The organism is Rhodanobacter sp. MP1X3, from assembly GCF_014207165.1.
Classification (GTDB): Bacteria; Pseudomonadota; Gammaproteobacteria; order Xanthomonadales; family Rhodanobacteraceae; genus Rhodanobacter.
In genome coordinates this window covers 1,438,508-1,457,179 of sequence record NZ_JACHCO010000001.1, presented here as the reverse complement: position 1 = coordinate 1,457,179, position 18,672 = coordinate 1,438,508, and the positions used below count along the sequence as shown (strand labels likewise).

Annotated in this window: 31 protein-coding genes; 1 reads left to right on the top strand and 30 read right to left on the bottom strand. The window is 59.1% G+C overall.

Features of this window, described 5'->3' with window-relative positions; genetic code table 11:
- Positions 1-9: 9 nt before the first annotated feature.
- Positions 10-909 carry a subclass B3 metallo-beta-lactamase gene (gene bla, locus HDE79_RS06125; protein ID WP_184600966.1) on the top strand — a complete coding sequence of 300 codons (900 nt, stop codon included), beginning with the start codon at positions 10-12 and terminating at the stop codon, positions 907-909.
- Between the two features lie 18 nt (positions 910-927).
- Here bla and HDE79_RS06120 read toward each other — a convergent pair whose 3' ends face one another.
- The 30 genes from HDE79_RS06120 to tuf form a co-directional block, all read right to left on the bottom strand.
- Positions 928-2,325: a 3-deoxy-7-phosphoheptulonate synthase class II gene (locus tag HDE79_RS06120; RefSeq protein WP_255488259.1), complete on the bottom strand. Its 1,398-nt coding sequence runs from the start codon at positions 2,323-2,325 to the stop codon at positions 928-930.
- Positions 2,322-2,825, bottom strand: coding sequence for a disulfide bond formation protein B (locus HDE79_RS06115; RefSeq protein WP_184600964.1), 504 nt, complete (start codon positions 2,823-2,825; stop codon positions 2,322-2,324). The genes HDE79_RS06120 and HDE79_RS06115 overlap by 4 nt, the downstream gene beginning before the upstream one ends.
- A gap of 172 nt (positions 2,826-2,997) precedes the next feature.
- Positions 2,998-3,381, bottom strand: a complete 384-nt coding sequence (gene rplQ, locus HDE79_RS06110; RefSeq protein ID WP_184419205.1) for a 50S ribosomal protein L17 — start codon at positions 3,379-3,381, stop codon at positions 2,998-3,000.
- Positions 3,382-3,680: 299 nt separating this feature from the next.
- Positions 3,681-4,679: a DNA-directed RNA polymerase subunit alpha gene (rpoA, locus tag HDE79_RS06105; protein WP_184600962.1), complete on the bottom strand. Its 999-nt coding sequence runs from the start codon at positions 4,677-4,679 to the stop codon at positions 3,681-3,683.
- Between the two features lie 17 nt (positions 4,680-4,696).
- Positions 4,697-5,323 (bottom strand): 30S ribosomal protein S4, encoded by a 627-nt coding sequence (gene rpsD, locus HDE79_RS06100; RefSeq protein ID WP_184600960.1) that lies wholly within the window; start codon positions 5,321-5,323, stop codon positions 4,697-4,699.
- Positions 5,324-5,334: 11 nt separating this feature from the next.
- Positions 5,335-5,721: a 30S ribosomal protein S11 gene (gene rpsK / locus HDE79_RS06095; RefSeq protein ID WP_007513384.1), complete on the bottom strand. Its 387-nt coding sequence runs from the start codon at positions 5,719-5,721 to the stop codon at positions 5,335-5,337.
- Between the two features lie 12 nt (positions 5,722-5,733).
- Entirely contained in the window at positions 5,734-6,090 is a 357-nt protein-coding gene (gene rpsM / locus HDE79_RS06090; RefSeq protein ID WP_179479306.1) for a 30S ribosomal protein S13, read from the bottom strand.
- 126 nt (positions 6,091-6,216) lie between these two features.
- A complete protein-coding gene (secY, locus tag HDE79_RS06085; RefSeq protein WP_184600958.1) occupies positions 6,217-7,539 on the bottom strand; it encodes a preprotein translocase subunit SecY in 1,323 nt (440 codons plus the stop codon).
- A gap of 6 nt (positions 7,540-7,545) precedes the next feature.
- Positions 7,546-7,977: a 50S ribosomal protein L15 gene (gene rplO, locus HDE79_RS06080; RefSeq protein WP_184600956.1), complete on the bottom strand. Its 432-nt coding sequence runs from the start codon at positions 7,975-7,977 to the stop codon at positions 7,546-7,548.
- Between the two features lie 3 nt (positions 7,978-7,980).
- Positions 7,981-8,184 carry a 50S ribosomal protein L30 gene (gene rpmD / locus HDE79_RS06075; RefSeq protein WP_184600955.1) on the bottom strand — a complete coding sequence of 68 codons (204 nt, stop codon included), beginning with the start codon at positions 8,182-8,184 and terminating at the stop codon, positions 7,981-7,983.
- The gene (gene rpsE / locus HDE79_RS06070) at positions 8,177-8,686 is read right to left on the bottom strand and encodes a 30S ribosomal protein S5 (RefSeq protein ID WP_007082191.1); all 510 of its coding nucleotides are present in this window, start codon (positions 8,684-8,686) and stop codon (positions 8,177-8,179) included. Before rpsE ends, rpmD begins: the two co-directional genes overlap by 8 nt.
- Before the next feature lie 117 nt (positions 8,687-8,803).
- On the bottom strand, positions 8,804-9,163 hold the full coding sequence (gene rplR / locus HDE79_RS06065; protein ID WP_184600953.1) for a 50S ribosomal protein L18: 360 nt from the start codon (positions 9,161-9,163) through the stop codon (positions 8,804-8,806).
- Positions 9,164-9,271: 108 nt separating this feature from the next.
- A complete protein-coding gene (rplF, locus tag HDE79_RS06060; RefSeq protein ID WP_184600951.1) occupies positions 9,272-9,799 on the bottom strand; it encodes a 50S ribosomal protein L6 in 528 nt (175 codons plus the stop codon).
- 10 nt (positions 9,800-9,809) lie between these two features.
- Positions 9,810-10,205 (bottom strand): 30S ribosomal protein S8, encoded by a 396-nt coding sequence (gene rpsH / locus HDE79_RS06055; RefSeq protein WP_184600949.1) that lies wholly within the window; start codon positions 10,203-10,205, stop codon positions 9,810-9,812.
- 222 nt (positions 10,206-10,427) lie between these two features.
- Positions 10,428-10,733: a 30S ribosomal protein S14 gene (rpsN, locus tag HDE79_RS06050; RefSeq protein ID WP_184600948.1), complete on the bottom strand. Its 306-nt coding sequence runs from the start codon at positions 10,731-10,733 to the stop codon at positions 10,428-10,430.
- A 14-nt stretch (positions 10,734-10,747) separates the two neighbouring features.
- Positions 10,748-11,290: a 50S ribosomal protein L5 gene (rplE, locus tag HDE79_RS06045; RefSeq protein WP_179479735.1), complete on the bottom strand. Its 543-nt coding sequence runs from the start codon at positions 11,288-11,290 to the stop codon at positions 10,748-10,750.
- 8 nt (positions 11,291-11,298) lie between these two features.
- A complete protein-coding gene (gene rplX / locus HDE79_RS06040) occupies positions 11,299-11,613 on the bottom strand; it encodes a 50S ribosomal protein L24 (protein WP_179479286.1) in 315 nt (104 codons plus the stop codon).
- Between the two features lie 14 nt (positions 11,614-11,627).
- Positions 11,628-11,996: a 50S ribosomal protein L14 gene (gene rplN, locus HDE79_RS06035; RefSeq protein WP_007513359.1), complete on the bottom strand. Its 369-nt coding sequence runs from the start codon at positions 11,994-11,996 to the stop codon at positions 11,628-11,630.
- Between the two features lie 14 nt (positions 11,997-12,010).
- Positions 12,011-12,295 (bottom strand): 30S ribosomal protein S17, encoded by a 285-nt coding sequence (gene rpsQ, locus HDE79_RS06030; protein WP_184600947.1) that lies wholly within the window; start codon positions 12,293-12,295, stop codon positions 12,011-12,013.
- A gap of 11 nt (positions 12,296-12,306) precedes the next feature.
- Positions 12,307-12,492, bottom strand: coding sequence for a 50S ribosomal protein L29 (gene rpmC / locus HDE79_RS06025; protein ID WP_179479283.1), 186 nt, complete (start codon positions 12,490-12,492; stop codon positions 12,307-12,309).
- Positions 12,492-12,905, bottom strand: a complete 414-nt coding sequence (gene rplP, locus HDE79_RS06020; protein WP_056386829.1) for a 50S ribosomal protein L16 — start codon at positions 12,903-12,905, stop codon at positions 12,492-12,494. The genes rpmC and rplP overlap by 1 nt, the downstream gene beginning before the upstream one ends.
- A gap of 11 nt (positions 12,906-12,916) precedes the next feature.
- Positions 12,917-13,675, bottom strand: a complete 759-nt coding sequence (rpsC, locus tag HDE79_RS06015) for a 30S ribosomal protein S3 (RefSeq protein ID WP_184600945.1) — start codon at positions 13,673-13,675, stop codon at positions 12,917-12,919.
- 15 nt (positions 13,676-13,690) lie between these two features.
- Positions 13,691-14,026 carry a 50S ribosomal protein L22 gene (gene rplV, locus HDE79_RS06010; protein WP_184600943.1) on the bottom strand — a complete coding sequence of 112 codons (336 nt, stop codon included), beginning with the start codon at positions 14,024-14,026 and terminating at the stop codon, positions 13,691-13,693.
- Positions 14,026-14,298: a 30S ribosomal protein S19 gene (rpsS, locus tag HDE79_RS06005; protein ID WP_007082178.1), complete on the bottom strand. Its 273-nt coding sequence runs from the start codon at positions 14,296-14,298 to the stop codon at positions 14,026-14,028. The genes rplV and rpsS overlap by 1 nt, the downstream gene beginning before the upstream one ends.
- 12 nt (positions 14,299-14,310) lie before the next feature.
- Positions 14,311-15,132, bottom strand: coding sequence for a 50S ribosomal protein L2 (gene rplB / locus HDE79_RS06000; protein ID WP_184600942.1), 822 nt, complete (start codon positions 15,130-15,132; stop codon positions 14,311-14,313).
- 17 nt (positions 15,133-15,149) lie between these two features.
- Positions 15,150-15,443, bottom strand: a complete 294-nt coding sequence (rplW, locus tag HDE79_RS05995; RefSeq protein ID WP_179479268.1) for a 50S ribosomal protein L23 — start codon at positions 15,441-15,443, stop codon at positions 15,150-15,152.
- Positions 15,440-16,042, bottom strand: a complete 603-nt coding sequence (rplD, locus tag HDE79_RS05990) for a 50S ribosomal protein L4 (protein WP_184600941.1) — start codon at positions 16,040-16,042, stop codon at positions 15,440-15,442. Before rplD ends, rplW begins: the two co-directional genes overlap by 4 nt.
- Before the next feature lie 10 nt (positions 16,043-16,052).
- Positions 16,053-16,694 carry a 50S ribosomal protein L3 gene (gene rplC / locus HDE79_RS05985; RefSeq protein ID WP_179479264.1) on the bottom strand — a complete coding sequence of 214 codons (642 nt, stop codon included), beginning with the start codon at positions 16,692-16,694 and terminating at the stop codon, positions 16,053-16,055.
- Positions 16,695-16,714: 20 nt separating this feature from the next.
- Positions 16,715-17,026, bottom strand: coding sequence for a 30S ribosomal protein S10 (gene rpsJ, locus HDE79_RS05980; RefSeq protein WP_017461875.1), 312 nt, complete (start codon positions 17,024-17,026; stop codon positions 16,715-16,717).
- A 438-nt stretch (positions 17,027-17,464) separates the two neighbouring features.
- Positions 17,465-18,655, bottom strand: a complete 1,191-nt coding sequence (gene tuf / locus HDE79_RS05975; RefSeq protein WP_184600926.1) for an elongation factor Tu — start codon at positions 18,653-18,655, stop codon at positions 17,465-17,467.
- Between the last annotated feature and the right edge of the window lie 17 nt (positions 18,656-18,672).

Genomic DNA, 18,672 nt, shown 5'->3' with positions numbered 1-18,672 from the left:
GGGAAACCTATGAATGTGCGAATCGCTCTGGGCATCATCACGCTGTCCGCGTGCTGTATCACACATGCCGCGCTAAAAACCAAACCAGAAGTCTTCGACAAGACTGCCTGGGAGCAGCCGCAAAAATCATTTCGCATCTACGGCAATACGTACTACGTGGGCAGCAAAGGCTTGAGCGCTATCCTGATCGCCTCGCCGGATGGCGAGATCCTGATAGACGGCACGTTGGCGAAAAACGCGCCGATGATCGAAGCGAATATCCGTGCTCTTGGATTCAAGCTGAAAGACATCAAGCTGATCCTAAATTCACACGCGCATTCCGATCACGCCGGTGGAATCGCCGCGATTGCGCGCGACAGCGGTGCGCCGGTTGCGGCAAGCGTGAAGGGTGCCAAGGCCATCATGCTCGGCGGTGACGACCCGGATGATCCGCAGCACGGTGACGCACCGCTTTATCCCAAGGTCGACAGCGTACGCAGCGTGGCAGATAACGAAACGGTGCATGTAGGTTCTCTCGCTGTACAGGCCCATTACACGCCGGGACATACGCCGGGCAGCACCACATGGACATGGACATCATGCGAGGGCAAACGCTGCCTCTCGATGGTCTACGCGGACAGCCTCAGCTTGTTGAGTGCCGATGGATATCGCTATAACGACCCGGCGCATCCGGAGCGACTGGATGCATTTCGTCAGGCATTGAAAACCATTGCGGCCCTACCCTGCGACATCCTGATGGTTCCACACCAAGACGCCATCGATTTCCTGACGCGCGCCATGCGTCGCAGACCTGGCGAAAAAACTGACCCGTTGATTGATCCGCAAGCCTGCAAAGCTTACGCGGCGACTGGCCAGGACAACCTGGAAAAGCGGATAGCCAAGGAAGCCGCTGAAGCACCTGCGCACTGACAGGCGCAGGGCAAGCTATCAGCCCATACCGCCGGACTTGCGCACGATCAGCATGGCCAGTTCCAGCGACTGCTCGTAGTTCAGACGCGGGTCGACCATCGACTTGTAGGCGCGATCCAGATCGGTTTCCGACAGATCGCGCGCGCCGCCCATGCACTCAGTGACGTCTTCACCGGTGAGTTCCAGATGCACACCACCGAGCCGGGTTCCCGCGGCGGCATGGATATCGAACGCCTGATCAAGTTCGCCCGCAATATTGTCGAAGCGACGGGTCTTGTGACCGTTCGAGGTACTCTCGGTGTTGCCATGCATCGGATCGGCTACCCAGAGCACGCGGCGCCCCTCACGCTTCACTGCATCGAGCAGCGGCGGCAGTGCATTAGCAATCTGCGCGTTGCCCATCCGATGAATGAGCGTAAGCCGGCCCGGTTCGTCATGCGGGTTCAATGCGTCGATCAGTGGCAGCAGCCTCTCAGGCGTGACACTGGGACCGATTTTGACTGCGATCGGATTGCTGATACCACGGAAATATTCCACGTGTGCACCATCGAGTGCAGCCGTGCGCATGCCTATCCACGGGAAGTGCGTGGACAAGTTGAACCAGCCGCGATGACGTGGCACCTGGCGCGTCAATGCCTGCTCGTAATGCAGCAGTAAGGCTTCGTGCGAAGTGAAGAAATCCACGCGTGAGAACCCGGCGATCGGTCCCGCCAGCGTCTCCATGAAGCGCAGCGAATCACCAATGTTGGCGACCATTTGCCGGTACTCGGCCGCCAGCGGCGAGCGCTCGACCCAGGCCAGATCCCAGTACTCCGGATGATGCAGATCGGCAAAGCCGCCGTCGATCAAGGCACGTACGAAGTTCATCGTCAGTGCCGAGTGCGCGTGCGCCTGGATCAGACGCTGCGGATCCGCGCGGCGCGCCTCAGGCGTGAACGCCTGACCGTTGATCAGGTCGCCGCGAAAGCTGGGTAGCGTCACCCCATCGCGCGTCTCACTATCGGTCGAACGCGGCTTGGCGTACTGCCCGGCGAAACGACCCACGCGCAGCACTGGCTTCTTCAGTCCATGCACCAGCACCAGGCTCATCTGCAGCAGCACTTTGAGACGGTTGGAAATGATCGGACTCGTGCAGTCGCCGAAGCTTTCCGCGCAGTCGCCGCCCTGCAGCAGGAAACGATGACCCTCCTGTGCTTCTGCCAGCGACTGCTTCAGCGAAAGTACTTCCCATGAGGTCACCAGCGGTGGCAAACGCGCAAGGTGAGCTCCGGCCTCTGCAAGTTCGGCAGCATCCTCGTAGCGCGGCTGCTGCAACGCCTCATGCTGCTGCCAGGAATCGGGTGCCCAGTGTGACGCCTCGGGCAAAGCCGGCAAGGTGGAATCCGTCGACGCCGCGTTCAACTGTCGGACATTCATCTCAAAACACTCCGCCGACGCGTGGCGAAGATCGTCAGTATGGCCAGCAACACGAACCACAGAAGACTCCATGCGGGCATCGGCAAACCGAGAATCGGCTCGACCTTGGCGCACTCACCGGAACCGGTAAAAACCAGTTTCAGCACTTTCGCGAATGGAAAGGCGCCGAACATGTAATCCAAGGGAGGGCCGCATGAGGGGATCTGGTCGGCTGGCAACGACTGGATCCACAAATGCCGGCTGGCCACGCCGATGCCGAAGATCGCCCCCAGCAGCGCGCCGCCCGTGCAGATCCATCGGCCACCCGCTCGAGGACCGAAAATCGCGCCCAACAAAAAGAAAGCGCCCATCACCATAAAGGCGATGCGCTGGAAAATGCACAGCGGACAAGGATTCATGCCCCACTCGTGTTCCGCATAGAGCGCGAAACCCAGCAACCCGATGCAGATGAGAAATCCGAGCAGAAAACTGAGGCGATACGACCAGCGAAATGGATTCATGGCATATAGGCGTGTTGCAGGGATGACGACATTACCTGCTCATTGTCCCACTGTCAGCAGCGCAGCGATATCGCGCTGAATTTTGCTCGGCAAATCCAATCAACAAAAAACCCGGCAAGCTGCCCTGCCGGGTTTCTATATCGACACAACTGGGGCTCCATAGCCCCACCGATTACTCGGCGTCGACTGCCTCAACCTGCGGGCGACCGACGAGTTCGACGTACGCCATCGGCGCATTATCACCGGGGCGGAAGCCGCACTTCAGGATGCGCAGATAGCCGCCGGGACGCTCGCGGTAACGCGGTCCCAGCTCGACGAACAGCTTGCCTACCGCTTCCTTGTCACGCAGACGCGAGAAGGCAAGACGGCGATTGGCAACGCCGTCGGCCTTGGCGAGCGTGATCAGCGGCTCGGCCACACGGCGAAGTTCCTTCGCCTTGGGCAGGGTGGTACGGATCAGCTCATGCTTGATCAGCGAGGACGCCATGTTCTTGAACATGGCTTCGCGGTGCGAGCTGGTGCGGTTGAGTTTGCGTCCGGATTTTTGGTGGCGCATGGCTAGTTCTCTGATGTCTGTTGTTATGAAAAACCGGCGCTTGTGTCCGGCTTCCCGCGGTTACCCGCTATGAGGAGCCTTTTTAGAACAGGCTCTTAATTAGAGTGCGGCCACGGATGGCCACCTTTGGCGGTTGGCAAAGCGAGTCGCCTAACCGAAATAATTCAGCGATCAAGAAGGATCGCAAAAAACAATCACGCCCATGGATGAACGCTTCTGGCGCCTGGCGAGAGAGCAAAGCTCAAACTCGCCAAAACACCGGTACCGCAGCGATCAAAAACGATCGCAAAAATCAAATATCAACCCAACTGCATACCGTGGGACAAGCCCGGCGGCGGCCAGTTCTCAAGCTTCATGCCTAGAGCAAGACCACGTCCGCCCAGCACGTCCTTGATTTCGGTCAAGGACTTCTTGCCAAGGTTCGGCGTCTTGAGCAGTTCCACTTCGGTCTTCTGAACGAGATCACCGATGTAGTAGATGCTCTCGGCCTTGAGGCAATTGGCCGAACGCACAGTCAGCTCCAGATCGTCGATCGGGCGCAGCAACAGCGGGTCGAAACCACTCTTCTCGGCCTTGTCGGTCGCGCTTTCGCGACGCGAAAAGTCACCAAACACGGACAGCTGGTCGTTGATGATTTCAGCCGCCTTGCGGACTGCATCTTCAGCGCCAATCGTGCCGTTTGTCTCGATGTCCAGAACCAGCTTGTCGAGATTGGTGCGCTGCTCAACACGAGCGGCGTCCACTTCGTAAGCTACGCGCAACACCGGCGCGAACGACGCGTCGAGCTGCAGGCGACCGATCGGACGTGCCTCGTCATCCGGATGCTGACGCGTGCTGGCGGGCTGATAGCCGACGCCGCGACGCACCTTCAAACGCATGTTGAGCGCAATGTCCTTGGTCAGGTGGCAAAGCACGTGCTCCGGGTTGATGATTTCAACCGTATGATCGACCACGATGTCGCCGGCCGTGACCACACCCTTGCCCTTTTTGGACAAGGTCAGAGTGACTTCATCGCCCGAATGCTGGCGAATTGCGACATCCTTGAGGTTGAGCAGGACTTCGATCACGTCCTCCTGCAGACCTTCAAGCGTGGTGTATTCATGCAACACGCCGTCGATTTCAACTTCGACGATGGCGCTGCCAGGAATCGAAGAGAGCAGCACGCGACGCAGCGCGTTGCCCAGGGTATGGCCGAAGCCACGCTCGAGCGGCTCTACCACGACCTTGGCGCGATTGGCTCCGAGCTGTTCGACGCTGAGGCCCCGAGGCCGCAGCACACTAGTTGACGAAACTGCCATGCAGAGCTCCGGTAAAATTACTTCGAGTAAAGCTCGACGATCAGGGCTTCATTGATATCGGACGGCAGGTCACTGCGATCCGGTACCGACTTAAACGTACCTTCAAATTTCTTGGCATCGACTTCGACCCAGATCGGACGCAGATCCATGGTGTCAAAGATCGTCGACGCTTCCTGCACACGCAGCTGGGTGCGGGCACGCTCGGTCAATGCAATCGCGTCGCCCGGACGAACCTGGTACGAAGGGATGTTGACCTTCTTGCCGTTCACCAAGATCGCCTTGTGGGCAACCAGCTGGCGAGCCTGGGCGCGGGTAACCGCAAAACCCATGCGATAGACGACATTGTCCAGACGGCTCTCAAGCAGCTGCAGCAGGTTCTCACCCGTGTTGCCCTTGGTCGTTGCGGCTTTGGAATAATAGTTGGCGAACTGACGCTCGAGCACACCATAGATGCGCTTGACCTTCTGCTTTTCACGCAGCTGCACAGCATAGTCCGACATGCGCATGCGCTTGTTGGCGCCATGCTGGCCGGGCTTGTTTTCCAGCTTGCACTTGGAATCCAGCGCGCGCGCTGGACTCTTCAGGCTGAGATCTGCACCCTCACGACGGGCGAGTTTGCAGGTAGCTCCACGATAACGGGCCATGGGTATGCTCCTTAGACTCGACGCTTCTTGGGGGGACGGCAGCCGTTATGCGGAATCGGCGTAACGTCAATAATGTTGAGCACCTTGTAGCCCAACGCGTTCAGCGAACGCACGGCCGACTCGCGACCCGGGCCTGGGCCCTTGATGCGCACTTCGACCGTCTTTACACCGTAATCGCCAGCGGCGCGGCCTGCCTTTTCAGCAGCAACCTGAGCAGCGAACGGAGTCGACTTGCGCGAACCACGGAACCCGGCGCCGCCGGCTGTGGCCCACGACAGAGCGTTACCCTGACGATCGGTGATGGTGACGATGGTGTTGTTGAAGGAGGCCTGCACGTGCGCCACGGCATCCGTGACAACGCGCTTGATCTTCTTCTTGGTTTTAACCGGCTTAGCCATATTCGAAATCCGTTACTTCTTGATCGCGCGACGGGGACCCTTGCGGGTACGTGCGTTGGTACGCGTGCGCTGGCCGCGCACCGGCAGACCGCGACGATGGCGCAGGCCGCGGTAGCAGCCCAGATCCATCAGACGCTTGATGGCAATACCCACCTCACGGCGCAGATCGCCTTCGACGGTGTACTTGGCGATTTCGTGGCGGATTTTCTCCACCTCGCCTTCGCTGAGTGACTTGATCGGCGTGGTCGGAACCACTCCGGCATCCACGCAGACTTTCTTGGCCCGGCTGCGGCCGATACCGAAAATGCTCTGCAGCCCAACCCAGACATGTTTCTGGACCGGCAAATTGACACCCGCAATGCGCGCCATGATGTGTTATCTCCGATGCTTTCGTGCGCGGTAAACGCGCAATTCTAACCTGAATTACCCTGACTGGAAAGCCCTGTGGCATTCACCGCCACCACGCCTCCCACCTTTAGCCGTCTGTTTGCAGCCCTAGCTGCGGCGCAGATTGGCCTTCTTAAGCAAACTCTCGTACTGGTGACTGACCAGATGCGCCTGCACCTGAGCCGTAAAATCCATCACCACCACCACCACGATCAGCAGCGATGTGCCGCCGAAAACAAACGGTACGTGCCAAGTGGCCTGCATGAACGACGGCACCAGACACACCAGCACCAGATACAGAGCACCGACACCGGTCAAACGCGTCATTACCGAGTCAACGTAATTGGCAGTGGCACGACCCGGGCGAATACCCGGAATCAATGCACCTGACCGCTTCAGGTTGTCAGCCGTCTCTTCGGCGTTGAAAACAATCGCCGTATAGAAGAACGCAAACGCAATAACCAGTACCGCAAAAACAATATCGTGCAACGGATTGCCCGGACTCAGCTGCTGCGTCAGATCCTGCAACCAGCGCGACTGATGATTCGTACCGAACCAAGCCACCGCAGTCGCCGGAAACATCAGCAAGCTGGAGGCGAAGATTGGCGGAATCACACCGGCCATGTTGATTTTCAGCGGCAGATGCGACGTCTGATTCATGTACGCGCGCTGCCCACCAGAGCGGCGTGCGTAGTTCACGGTGATGCGCCGCTGGGCGCGCTCCATGAACACCACGAATGCCGTCACTGCCAACACCAGCGCCACCACCATCAGCAGCTTCAGCACCGTCAATTCGCCGTTGCTGGCCATCCCGAGCGTATGCACCACTGCGGCAGGCAGACCCGCAACAATACCCGCGAAGATCAGCAGCGAGATACCGTTACCAATACCGCGCTCGGTCATCTGCTCGCCCAGCCACATCAGGAACATCGTGCCGGCAGTCAAACCCACAACCGACGACATGATGAAACCGAAACCTGGCGTATAGACCACCGGCGCGCCGCCAGCGGCTACCTGACTCTGCAGTGCGACCGCGATACCGAATGACTGGAACGCCGCCAAGCCCACCGTGGCATAGCGCGTGTACATCGTCATCTTGCGCTTGCCGGACTCGCCTTCCTTGCGCAGGCCCTGCAGGCTCGGAATCACCGATCCCATCATCTGGAAAACGATCGATGCCGAAATATACGGAATCACACCGAGCGCGAACACCGAAAAACGTGACAGCGCACCGCCGGAGAACATGTTGAACATGTCCATCAAGCCGTTGCCGTTAACCAGGTTACTCATCGCCTCCGGATTGACGCCGGGTACCGGTATGAAAGAACCCAACCGGAAAACCACCAGTGCCGCAATCACAAAGAAGATGCGCTGACGAAGCTCCGTCAGCTTGCCGAGCTTGCCGAGCGAGTTGCCCTTGGCTTCAGCCACCGTCGATTACTCCACGCTTCCGCCGGCCGCTTCGATCGCTGCCTTGGCGCCGGCGGTAGCCAGCAGACCAGTCAGCTTCACGGCGCGACCGATTTCACCCTTCAGCACAACCTTGACCTTCTTCGCGCGGCTGCTGATCAGGCCAGCTTTGTGCAGCACAACGATGTCGATCACTTCGTCTTTGATATTGGCCAACTGATACAGGAACACTTCCTGGCTCTCAGCCTTCTTCAACGAACGGAAGCCGACCTTCGGCAACCGGCGCTGCAGCGGCATCTGGCCGCCTTCGAAACCGTACTTATGGGTACCACCGGCGCGGGCATGCTGACCCTTGTGTCCACGACCTGCGGTCTTGCCCATGCCCGAACCGATGCCGCGACCGACGCGCAGACGCGTCTTGTGCGAACCGGCATTCGGCTTAAGTGTATTGAGATGCATGACTTACTCCTCGACCCGGACCAGGTAATAGACCGTGTTGATCAGGCCACGCACCTGCGGGCTGTCCTTCAGTTCACGGACGTCGTTGATCTTGCCCAGACCCAGCGCCTTGACGCTGAGACGATGACGCGCCTGCACGCCGCGCAGGCCCTTGACCAGACGCACGCGCACGGTCGTCTTTTCGGCGGTTGCTTTTGACTTAGCCATTGCCCAGCACCTCTTCCAGAGTCTTGCCACGCTTGGCGGCGATCTTCTTGGGCGAGGCGACAGCCTGCAGGCCCTTGATGGTCGCGCGCACCAAGTTGATCGGGTTACGCGAACCGACCGCCTTGGCCAGCACGTTCTTCACACCAACCACTTCCAGCACAGCGCGCATGGCGCCGCCAGCAATCACGCCGGTACCTTCCGAGGCAGGCTGCATGTAGACGCGGGCCGCACCATGGTTGGCCTTGATGGCGTACCACAAGGTGCCGTTGTTCAGTTCTATGTTGACCATCTGGCGGCGGGCGCGCTCCATCGCCTTGGAGATGGCAACAGGCACTTCACGCGCCTTGCCATAACCAAAACCGACCTTGCCCTCGCCGTCGCCGACGACGGTCAACGCGGTAAAGCTCATCTGGCGGCCACCCTTGACGGTCTTGGCCACGCGGTTGACGGCAATCAGCTTCTCGAGCAGGCCATCCGAATTTTCGCGATCGTTAGAAGACATGTTCTTTTCCATGTGCCCGGCAAAACCAGGACTTTGCTTGCGGCTTGGCCGCTTGGAGTTTTAGGTGACTCTATGGAGCAAATCCAGCCTCGCTCCGGTACCGCTAAACTTTGTTGCTTAGAACTTCAGACCAGCTTCGCGCGCTGCATCGGCCAAAGCCTTGATGCGACCGTGGTAGCGAAAGCCCGAACGATCGAATGCGACCGACTCGATACCTGCCGCCACAGCGCGCTCGGCAATGGCCTTGCCCACGGCAGCCGCGGCTTCACGGTTTTTCGTGCCCTTGAGGCTTTCGGCAACCGATTTCTGCACGGTGGAGGCAGCAGCCACCACGTTCAGGCCGGAAGCGTCGAAGACCTGCGCATAAATGTGCTGCCCGGTGCGATGCACCGACAAACGCGGCACGGCCAGCTTGCGGATGTGACTCCGCGTGGACTTGGCGCGGCGAATGCGATTTTCGTTCTTGGTTTTGTTCATGGTTAATTCCTCGAAAGCGGATCGGCTTGAGCTGGTAGTCGTGGCACTTTGTGAAGAGTGCGGCCATGGATGACCGCTCCCACACGCAGGGACAGCGTACTAATTCACTTACGCCTTCTTGGCTTCCTTCAGCGTGATTTTCTCACCGGCATAACGCACGCCCTTGCCCTTGTAAGGCTCTGGCGGACGGAAACCGCGAATTTTTGCCGCGACCTGGCCCACGATCTGCTTGTCCGAACCCTTGATCAGAACTTCGGTCTGCGTCGGGGTCTCGATGCTGATGCCTTCCGGCGCGTCGAACAACACCGGATGCGAAAAGCCAAGGCTCAGATTCAGCGACTTGCCCTGCATGGCAGCACGGTAGCCGACGCCGACCAGCTCAAGCTTGCGCTCGTAACCATCGGAAACGCCCTTCACCATGTTGGCCAGCAGCGCGCGGGCAGTGCCGCCGAACTTGTCGTCGGTGCCTTCGGCCAGGCTGATGTTTGCTACACCGTTGTCCTGCGTGATGGACACGCCCGGCAGGTGATGCATGGAAAGCTTGCCCTTCGGACCCTTGACGGAGATGTCGTCGTTACCGACAGTCAGCTCGACGCCCTTGGGCAGGGAAATAGGTTGTTTGGCTACACGTGACATCGTAGTCTCCTTACGCCACGCGGCCGATGACTTCGCCGCCGAGACCCTTTGCACGGGCCTGAGCGTCGGTCAGCAGACCGGCCGAAGTCGAGATGATCGAAATACCGAGGCCACCAAGCACTTTGGGCAGCTCGTCCTTGCCGCGATAAACACGCAGGCCGGAGCGGCTGACACGGGCAATGGTCTCGATGGCCGGCTGGCCGTCGAAATACTTGAGCTTGATCTCGAGCACCGGCTTGCCTTCCTCGCTGGAAGTCTTGGCGTCGAGGATATAGCCCTCGTTCTTGAGAAGGTCGGCAATTGCCACCTTCAGTTTCGACGACGGCATACTCACGACCGGCTTGCCCATAGCCTGGGCATTGCGGACGCGCGTAAACAGATCGGCGATGGGATCAGTCATGCTCATGAAAAGTCCTTCCTGAGTGCACCGATATCCGATAAAACCGGAAATCAATTAGATTGTGAGCCGACCGAGAACGTCAGCCTGCCTTGCGCAGACCGCCGACTATATCAGCATTACCAGGTTTTAGCGAGTATCAAGTGCGGTAGTCGCATATAACGGCGGCAAACACACCACCAGTCGAATCGAAATCTGCCGTGAGCAGACTTCGATTCTGTAAGAGTTTTATTACCAGCTAGCCTTGCGCAGACCCGGCACATCACCGCGCATAGTTGCTTCACGCAGCTTGTTGCGGCCGAGGCCAAACTTTGCATACACGGCGCGCGGACGGCCGGTCAAAGCACAGCGCGTACGTTGGCGCGATGGGCTGGCGTCACGCGGCAGCTTCTGCAGTTTCGCCTGCGCTTCCATCTTCTCCTCGTAGGAGGCGGTGGCGCTCAGCACGATCGACTTCAGTTCGCCGCGCTTGGCAGCGTACTTCTTGACGAGCTTGGTCCGCTTGATATCGCGGTTCACCATTGATGTCTTAGCCATGGATATCGCGCCTATCAGTTACGGAACGGGAAGCTGAACGCGGCCAACAGGGCCTTCGCTTCTTCATCGGTCTTGGCGGTGGTGGTAATGGAAATATCCATACCGCGCAGCGCGTCAACCTGGTCGAAGTCGATCTCAGGAAAGATGATCTGTTCCTTGATACCGAAGTTGTAGTTGCCACGGCCGTCGAATGCACGCGCCGACACACCACGGAAGTCGCGCACGCGCGGCAACGAGATGTTGATCAGACGATCCATGAATTCCCACATCTGAGCGCGGCGCAAGGTGACCTTGCAGCCGATCGGCCAGCCGTCACGGATCTTGAACGAGGCGACGGACACGCGAGCTTTCGTCGTGATCGGCTTCTGTCCGGCGATCTTCGCCATGTCGGCCACGGCGTTCTCGAGCACCTTCTTGTTGCCGGCAGCTTCGCCCACGCCCATGTTCAGCGTGATCTTGGTGATGCGGGGAACCTGCATCACGTTCTGGTAGCCGAACTGCTCAGTGAGCTTGGCAACTACCTGCTCTTTATAAAAATTTTCAAGGCGGGTCATGATCGTGTTCCTTACGCGTCCACGACCTCGCCATTCGAACGGAACACGCGGACCTTGCGCCCATCTTCGAGCGTTTTGGTGCCGACGCGTTCACCCTTGTTCGTGGCGGGGTTGAACAGCTGCACATTGGAGAGATGGATCGAAGCTTCACGTTCGACGATACCGCCGGCCTGATTGGCCTGGGGATTCGGCTTGGTGTGACGCTTGACCAGATTCACGTTGGAGACGAATACACGATCGTCTGCAACACGCAGCACATCGCCGCGCTGACCCTTGTTTTTACCGGTGATCACGAGGACCTGATCACCTTTGCGGATACGGTTCATTTCTTAAACTCCGCTCAGAGCACTTCGGGAGCAAGCGAGACGATCTTCATGAACTTCTCGCTGCGCAGCTCGCGGGTGACCGGCCCAAAGATACGGGTACCAATCGGCTCGAGCTTGTTGTTGAGGAGCACCGCTGCATTGCCGTCGAAACGGATCAGCGAGCCATCGGGACGACGTACACCCTTGGCAGTGCGAACCACCACGGCATTGTACACCTCGCCTTTCTTTACCTTACCGCGCGGAATCGCATCCTTCACGGTAACCTTGATCACATCACCGATGGCGGCGTAACGGCGCTTGGAGCCGCCGAGCACCTTGATGCACATCAGTTCTTTCGCGCCGCTATTGTCCGCTGCGGAAAGCGTGCTTTGCATCTGGATCATGGCTGCACCCTCCCTTAGACGTTGGCGCGCGTGATGATTTCAACCACGCGGTGATGTTTGGTCTTGGACAATGGACGGCACTCGGCGATACGAACCACATCGCCCTCGTTCGCACCGATATCGTCCTGCGCATGCAACTTGGTCGATCGGCGGATGATCTTGCCGAGCAGCCAATGCTGAACCTGACGCTCGACCAGCACGGTCACTGTCTTGTTCATCTTGTTGCTGGTCACGCGACCCTCGAGGGTACGTGCCTGTTTCTTGGTTTCTTGAACCTGAACTTCTTGATTAGCGCTCATGTCAGCCGTCCTTACTTCTTGCCGCCGAGCACAAACTTCGTGCGGGCGATGTCACGCCGAACGCGGCGAAGCTGGTGCGGCTGAGTGAGCTGACCGGAACCTTTCTGCATGCGCAGATTGAACTGCTCCTTGCGAAGGTCCAGCAAATGCTGCTGCAACTCGTCGGCCGACTGGTTGTTGATATCTTTGGTGGCCATCACATCACCGCCCTGGTCACAAACTGGGTCTGCACGGACAGCTTCGCTGCCGCCAGACGGAATGCCTCACGCGCCGTCAATTCGTCGACGCCTTCGATTTCATAAAGCATACGGCCGGGCTGGATGGGGGCAACCCAAAACTCGACACTGCCCTTGCCGGCGCCCATGCGCACTTCGATCGGCTTCTTGGTGATCGGCTTGTCCGGGAACACGCGGATCCACAACTTGCCGCCACGCTTGACGAAACGGGTGATGCAACGACGAGCTGCCTCGATCTGGCGCGCAGTAAGCGCGCCGTGCGTGGTTGCCTTCAGGCCATACTCGCCAAAGCTGACGAGATTGGAGCACTGGGCCAAGCCGTCGTTACGGCCCTTGAACTGCTTGCGGTATTTGGTTCGCTTGGGTTGCAACATGGCAACTCTCCTTACTTGGCCGTCCGCTCGCGGCGGCCGTCACCGGCCTCGCGACGCGAATCATTACGACGACCTTCGCCACCTTCGCGGCGCGGCTGCGACGATGCCGGCTCATCCTTCTGTTCCTGGCTGGCAGCAGCAAGATCAAAGATCTCGCCCTTGTAGATCCAGACCTTGATACCGATGATGCCGTACGTGGTTTTCGCTTCGGCGGTACCGTAATCGATGTCGGCACGCAGCGTATGCAGCGGCACGCGACCTTCACGGCTCCACTCGGAACGGGCAATCTCGGCACCGTTCAGACGACCGGACACGTTGATCTTGATACCCAGGGCACCGAGGCGCATCGCATTACCGACCGAACGCTTCATGGCGCGGCGGAACATGATGCGACGCTCGAGCTGCTGCGCGATCGACTCGGCAACCAGCTGCGCGTCCAACTCCGGCTTGCGCACTTCGCTGACGTTGATGTGCGTCGGAACGCCCATCATGTCGCTGACTTCCTTGCGCAGCTTCTCGATATCCTCACCCTTCTTGCCGATCACCACGCCCGGACGGGCGGTATGAATCGTCACACGTGCGGTTTTGGCCGGACGCTCGATCTGGATGCGGGAGATACCGGCAGCAGCCAGCTTCTTCTTCAGCATGTCGCGCACTTTGATGTCGGCGACAAGGTACGTCGCGTAATCACGCTTGTTGGCGAACCACTTGGAGTTCCAGTCCTTGGCAATGCCGAGGCGGATACCGGTGGGATGAACTTTATGACCCATCGTCTCTATCCTCGGTTAGTTGCCAACAACCACAGTGATGTGGCTGGTGCGCTTGAGAATGCGTGATCCACGGCCTTTGGCGCGGGCATGCATACGTTTCATCGCCGGACCCTCATCAACGAAGATGCTGGACACTTTCAGCTCGTCAACATCAGCACCGAGATTGTTCTCAGCGTTGGCGACGGCCGACAGCAGCACCTTGCGAACAAGGATGGCGGCTTTTTTGTTGGTGTAGGTGAGCACGTCACTGGCCCGGCCGACGGGAAGCCCGCGGACGAGGTCAGCTACCAGGCGTGCCTTTTGCGCCGAAATGCGGGCGCCACGCAAGATCGCTTTGGCTTCAGTGCTCATCACTTGCCCTTCTTGTCGCCGACATGGCCCTTGAACGTACGGGTCACCGCGAACTCGCCGAGCTTGTGCCCGACCATGTTCTCGTTGATCAGTACGGGTACGTGCTGACGGCCGTTATGAATTGCGATGGTCAAGCCAACCATTTCCGGCAGGATCATCGAGCGACGCGACCAGGTCTTGATCGGGCGCTTGTTATTGGCGGAAACCGCAGCTTCCACCTTCTTTACGAGGTGGAGGTCGACAAACGGACCTTTTTTTAGAGAACGCGGCATGTCGGTTTCCTATTACTTGCGACGACGCACGATGAACTGCTGCGTGCGCTTGTTGTTACGGGTCTTGTAGCCCTTGGCCGGCGTGCCCCATGGGCTGACCGGATGACGACCACCTGAAGTCTTGCCTTCACCACCACCGTGCGGATGATCGACCGGGTTCATCACCACACCGCGAACGGTCGGGCGAATACCGAGCCAGCGCTTTGCGCCGGCCTTGCCGAGCTTCTTCAGGCTGTGCTCGCCGTTACCGACTTCACCGATGGTGGCGCGGCACTCGACCGGCACCCGGCGCATTTCGCCAGAGCGAAGACGCAGCGTGGCGTAACCAGATTCGCGAGCAACCAGCTGCACCGATGCCCCGGCGCTGCGGGCGATCTGCGCACCCTTGCCCGGACGCAGCTCGATGCAGTGAATCGTGCTACCCATCGGAATGCTGCGCAGCTGCATGCAGTTGCCGGACTTGATCGGCGCTTCACGACCGGATAGCAGCACGTCACCAACCGCCACACCCTTCGGCGCAATGATGTAACGACGCTCGCCGTCGACGTAGCAAAGCAGCGCGATGTGTGCAGTACGATTCGGATCGTATTCGATCCGCTCGACCTTCGCCGCCACGCCTTCCTTGTCACGCTTGAAGTCGATGATGCGGTAATGCTGCTTGTGACCGCCACCGCGGTGACGAACAGTGATGCGACCATGATGGTTACGACCACCGGTGCGCGACTGCGATTCGGTCAACGGCGCATACGGTGCGCCCTTGTACAGACCTTCGGTGCGAACGCTTACTGCGTCACGGCGTCCCGGCGAGGTCGGCTTGTGAGTAATTAATGTCATCTCAAAGAACTCCTGGCTCAGGCCTTGGCGGAAACGTCGATGGTCTGACCATCGGCAAGACGCACATAAGCCTTGCGCTTGCCCTGGCGGCTGCCAGCGCGCTGACGGAAAGCCTTGACCTTGCCCTTGGTGTTGACCAGGTTCACCTGCTTGACGGTGACGTCAAACAGCTTCTCCACGGCAACGCGGACGTCGGCCTTGGTTGCGGTAGGAGCAACCACGAATACGTACTGGTTGTGCTCGGCCAGACGGGCCGACTTCTCCGAGATGTGCGGAGCGCGCAGCGTATCGAGAATGCGTTCGTTGTTCATGCCAGCCACTCCTCGATCTTCTTCACGGCGTCAACCGTCATCACCACATGATCCGAACCGACCAGGCTGACCGGGTTCAGCGCCATCACGTCCAGCACATGGATGTACGGAATGTTGCGCGCGCCCAGGAACACGTTCTCCGAGGCATCTTCCGACACCAGCAGCACGCGTCCAGTCACTTTCAGCTCGGCCAGCTTGGCAACCATCGTGGTGGTCTTGGGGTTGTCGATGCCGAAGCTCTCGACCACTTTCAGACGACCGGCACGGTTGAGCTCGGCCAGGATCGAACGGATCGCAACGCGATACGCCTTGCGGTTGACCTTCTGCTCATAGCTACGTGGCTTGGCAGCAAACGTACGGCCACCGCCAACGAAGATCGGAGCACGGTAATCGCCGTGGCGCGCACCGCCGCCCTTCTGCTTCTTGAATTTCTTGGTGGTACCGGACATCTCGCCGCGCGAAAGCTGCGACTGGGTACCGGCACGGCCAGCAGCCTGGTAGGCAACAACCACCTGATGGATCAGGGCCTGCTTGAACTCGGCACCGAACACTTCGTCCGATACGCTGAGCGGCTTTGCGCCAATAACGTTAAGTTCCATGGCGTACTCCTCAGCTCTTCGTCGTCGGACGGATGATGACGTCGCCACCGGTTGCACCCGGTACCGCACCCTTCACCGCAATCAGATGACGCTCGGCGTCGACCTTGATCACTTCCAGACCCTGCTGCGTACGGTTTACCGCACCCATGTGGCCGGACATTTTCTTGCCTGGGAACACGCGTCCTGGCGTCTGGCGCTGACCGATGGAGCCCGGAGCGCGATGCGACAGCGAGTTACCGTGGGTGGCGTCACCCATCTTGAAGTTCCAGCGCTTGATCGTGCCCTGGAAGCCCTTGCCTTTCGACACGCCGGCAACGTCTACGATCTGACCGACGGTGAAAACTTCATCCGCCTTGATCTCGTTGCCCACGGCATACTTGCCGAGATCATCGGCAGACACGCGGAATTCCCACAAACCACGACCTGGCTCAACCTTGGCCGAGGCGTAATGACCTTTCAGCGGCTGCGTCAGCAGGTTTGCACGCTTGGTGCCAACCGCGACCTGGACAGCGCTGTAGCCATCGTTATCTTCCGTCTTCAACTGGGTCACCCGGTTCGGCGTCGCTTCAATCAGCGTCACCGGAATCGAACGACCATCTTCAGTGAAGAGTCGGCTCATGCCGCATTTGCGGCCAACCAATCCGATACTCATCTTCGTATCCTGTCTATCGCTCAACCGAGCTTGATCTGAACATCGACGCCAGCGGCGAGATCAAGCTTCATGAGCGCGTCCACGGTTTTGTCGTTCGGGTCAACAATGTCCAACACGCGCTTGTGAGTACGGGTTTCGTACTGGTCGCGTGCGTCTTTGTCGACGTGCGGAGACACCAGAATGGTGTAACGCTCGATCTTGGTCGGCAGTGGGATGGGGCCGAGAACCGTTGCGCCAGTGCGCTTGGCTGTCTCGACGATCTCGCTGGCTGAGCGGTCGATCAAACGATGATCGTACGCCTTCAATCGAATCCGAATCTTCTGGTTCGCCATAACCGTGTCCTGTTGTCGAAAGAACGTAATGTGAAACGAAACGGCTTCTCACCATTTCGCACAACCCTTTACCTTTACCGCCACATCGGAAGTCGCGATTGCTCGTGACTTCAACTCAAAAACGCCAAGCGGACTCACTTAGAGTCGCTAGGCGAAAACCTTGAAAATCAAGCAAAACAACGACCACCAGAGTCTCCCCTGCGATCACGGTATTGCGAGGGCCATCCCGGCCTGCGAACTCGAAGCACATCCTGCGCCTCATTTCGCGGTGTACCCATCCCAGTAGCGAGATGAGCAAGTGAGCTACGGAGTATACCGGTAAATTTCCACTTAGTGAAGTGGTCCGGCAATAATTTTGTTACGTGCTTTTATTTCAGCCATCATCCCTGATGGCAGAGCTAAGCCCGGCATCCATGCCGGACTCTTCATAAGTGCAGCTTACTTCAGAACTTTCGCCACGACACCGGCGCCGACGGTACGACCGCCTTCACGGATGGCGAAACGCAGGCCTTCGTCCATCGCGATCGGGTGGATCAGGCTCACCACCATCTTCACGTTGTCACCCGGCATCACCATTTCCACGCCCTCAGGCAGCTCGCAAGCGCCGGTGACGTCGGTGGTACGGAAGTAAAACTGCGGACGGTAGCCCTTGAAGAACGGCGTATGACGGCCACCCTCGTCCTTCGACAGCACATACACCTCGGCCTCGAAGTCCGTGTGCGGGGTGATCGTGCCCGGCTTGGCCAACACCTGGCCGCGCTCGACGTCGTCACGCTTCAGGCCGCGCAGCAGCAGACCGGCGTTGTCGCCTGCCTGACCCTGATCCAGCAGCTTGCGGAACATTTCCACGCCGGTCACGGTGGTCTTCTGCGTGTTGCGGATACCGACCACTTCGATTTCGTCGCCGACCTTGATGATGCCGCGCTCGATACGGCCGGTCACCACGGTGCCACGGCCGGAGATCGAGAACACGTCTTCGACCGGCATCAGGAACGGCTTGTCGATCACGCGCACCGGCTCAGGGATGTAGCTGTCCAGCGCATCGACCAGCTTGATGATCGACGGCACGCCGATTTCGCTCTGATCGCCTTCCAGCGCCAGCTTGGCCGAACCGTGGATCATCGGGGTGTCGTCGCCCGGGAAGTCGTACTTGGTCAGCAGCTCGCGCACTTCCATTTCGACCAGCTCGAGCAGCTCGGCGTCGTCGACCATGTCCGCCTTGTTCAGGTAGACCACGATGAACGGCACGCCCACCTGACGCGACAGCAGAATGTGCTCGCGCGTCTGCGGCATCGGGCCGTCAGCGGCCGAACACACCAGGATCGCACCGTCCATCTGCGCCGCACCCGTGATCATGTTCTTCACATAATCCGCATGGCCCGGGCAGTCGACGTGCGCGTAGTGACGCAGCGGCGACTCGTATTCCACGTGTGCGGTCGAGATCGTGATGCCACGTGCCTTCTCTTCCGGCGCCGCGTCAATCGCGTCATAGGCCTTGAACTCGCCACCGAAACGTTCTGCACCGACTTTCGTCAGCGCCGCCGTCAGCGTCGTCTTGCCGTGATCCACGTGACCAATCGTGCCGACGTTGACGTGCGGCTTGGTGCGTTCGAATTTACCCTTTGCCATGACCGAAAAACCTCTAA

What these genes read in the sequence shown, in the direction of transcription:
- rpoA (WP_184600962.1), bottom strand. Translation starts at nt 4,679, where the DNA reads ATGGCAGTTTCGTCAACTAGTGTGCTGCGGCCTCGGGGCCTCAGCGTC.
- rplC (WP_179479264.1), bottom strand. Translation starts at nt 16,694, where the DNA reads ATGAGTATCGGATTGGTTGGCCGCAAATGCGGCATGAGCCGACTCTTC.
- rpsE (WP_007082191.1), bottom strand. Translation starts at nt 8,686, where the DNA reads ATGTCTTCTAACGATCGCGAAAATTCGGATGGCCTGCTCGAGAAGCTG.
- rplO (WP_184600956.1), bottom strand. Translation starts at nt 7,977, where the DNA reads ATGCATCTCAATACACTTAAGCCGAATGCCGGTTCGCACAAGACGCGT.
- rplF (WP_184600951.1), bottom strand. Translation starts at nt 9,799, where the DNA reads ATGTCACGTGTAGCCAAACAACCTATTTCCCTGCCCAAGGGCGTCGAG.
- rplX (WP_179479286.1), bottom strand. Translation starts at nt 11,613, where the DNA reads ATGAACCGTATCCGCAAAGGTGATCAGGTCCTCGTGATCACCGGTAAA.
- rplB (WP_184600942.1), bottom strand. Translation starts at nt 15,132, where the DNA reads ATGACATTAATTACTCACAAGCCGACCTCGCCGGGACGCCGTGACGCA.
- rpsJ (WP_017461875.1), bottom strand. Translation starts at nt 17,026, where the DNA reads ATGGCGAACCAGAAGATTCGGATTCGATTGAAGGCGTACGATCATCGT.
- rpsS (WP_007082178.1), bottom strand. Translation starts at nt 14,298, where the DNA reads ATGCCGCGTTCTCTAAAAAAAGGTCCGTTTGTCGACCTCCACCTCGTA.
- tuf (WP_184600926.1), bottom strand. Translation starts at nt 18,655, where the DNA reads ATGGCAAAGGGTAAATTCGAACGCACCAAGCCGCACGTCAACGTCGGC.
- HDE79_RS06115 (WP_184600964.1), bottom strand. Translation starts at nt 2,825, where the DNA reads ATGAATCCATTTCGCTGGTCGTATCGCCTCAGTTTTCTGCTCGGATTT.
- rpsD (WP_184600960.1), bottom strand. Translation starts at nt 5,323, where the DNA reads ATGGCCCGTTATCGTGGAGCTACCTGCAAACTCGCCCGTCGTGAGGGT.
- rplP (WP_056386829.1), bottom strand. Translation starts at nt 12,905, where the DNA reads ATGTTGCAACCCAAGCGAACCAAATACCGCAAGCAGTTCAAGGGCCGT.
- rpsH (WP_184600949.1), bottom strand. Translation starts at nt 10,205, where the DNA reads ATGAGCATGACTGATCCCATCGCCGATCTGTTTACGCGCGTCCGCAAT.
- rplD (WP_184600941.1), bottom strand. Translation starts at nt 16,042, where the DNA reads ATGGAACTTAACGTTATTGGCGCAAAGCCGCTCAGCGTATCGGACGAA.
- rpsN (WP_184600948.1), bottom strand. Translation starts at nt 10,733, where the DNA reads ATGGCTAAGACATCAATGGTGAACCGCGATATCAAGCGGACCAAGCTC.
- bla (WP_184600966.1), top strand. Translation starts at nt 10, where the DNA reads ATGAATGTGCGAATCGCTCTGGGCATCATCACGCTGTCCGCGTGCTGT.
- rpmD (WP_184600955.1), bottom strand. Translation starts at nt 8,184, where the DNA reads ATGGCTAAGTCAAAAGCAACCGCCGAAAAGACGACCGTGCGCGTGCGT.
- rplN (WP_007513359.1), bottom strand. Translation starts at nt 11,996, where the DNA reads ATGATCCAGATGCAAAGCACGCTTTCCGCAGCGGACAATAGCGGCGCG.
- rpsQ (WP_184600947.1), bottom strand. Translation starts at nt 12,295, where the DNA reads ATGAGCGCTAATCAAGAAGTTCAGGTTCAAGAAACCAAGAAACAGGCA.
- rplR (WP_184600953.1), bottom strand. Translation starts at nt 9,163, where the DNA reads ATGAACAAAACCAAGAACGAAAATCGCATTCGCCGCGCCAAGTCCACG.
- rpsM (WP_179479306.1), bottom strand. Translation starts at nt 6,090, where the DNA reads ATGGCGCGCATTGCGGGTGTCAATTTGCCGGTCCAGAAACATGTCTGG.
- rplV (WP_184600943.1), bottom strand. Translation starts at nt 14,026, where the DNA reads ATGAGCACTGAAGCCAAAGCGATCTTGCGTGGCGCCCGCATTTCGGCG.
- rpmC (WP_179479283.1), bottom strand. Translation starts at nt 12,492, where the DNA reads ATGGCCACCAAAGATATCAACAACCAGTCGGCCGACGAGTTGCAGCAG.
- rplQ (WP_184419205.1), bottom strand. Translation starts at nt 3,381, where the DNA reads ATGCGCCACCAAAAATCCGGACGCAAACTCAACCGCACCAGCTCGCAC.
- rpsK (WP_007513384.1), bottom strand. Translation starts at nt 5,721, where the DNA reads ATGGCTAAGCCGGTTAAAACCAAGAAGAAGATCAAGCGCGTTGTCACG.
- HDE79_RS06120 (WP_255488259.1), bottom strand. Translation starts at nt 2,325, where the DNA reads ATGAATGTCCGACAGTTGAACGCGGCGTCGACGGATTCCACCTTGCCG.
- rpsC (WP_184600945.1), bottom strand. Translation starts at nt 13,675, where the DNA reads ATGGGTCATAAAGTTCATCCCACCGGTATCCGCCTCGGCATTGCCAAG.
- rplW (WP_179479268.1), bottom strand. Translation starts at nt 15,443, where the DNA reads ATGAACAACGAACGCATTCTCGATACGCTGCGCGCTCCGCACATCTCG.